Source organism: Larkinella sp. C7, assembly GCF_006149005.1.
Taxonomy (GTDB): domain Bacteria; phylum Bacteroidota; class Bacteroidia; order Cytophagales; family Spirosomataceae; genus Larkinella.
Map to the genome: position 1 here is coordinate 1 of NZ_VBSL01000099.1, position 292 is coordinate 292.

General features: G+C 42.8%; 1 protein-coding gene. It reads right to left on the minus strand.

What is annotated here, in order from left to right:
* The coding region (locus FH871_RS34530; RefSeq protein WP_212768333.1) for a hypothetical protein at nucleotides 1-292 on the minus strand (292 nt) is incomplete at both ends.

Sequence of the window (292 nt, forward strand, 5' to 3'; positions counted from 1 at the left end):
GTCCAAATTCAAAGCTGGTTTGACCAAAACTGACGATACTGCCATATTTTAACACTTGCGCAGGGAAAACGCTATCCGTCCGAGGACCGATTTTATCCAAGTAAAATTGATCTTTTTGGAGGTGAAGATAGTAGCCTGCTTTCAGATAGCTATCTTCTGGACTGGCCTGGCCAATTTTTTTTAGAAGGCTCTCAAACTGTGCCCTAGTCAGCGATAAATCTGGAAAATCCTCCAGATAATTTCGGAGCAAATAATACTGGACGGCAGGACTTTGTTTGCGGAAACTTTGCAG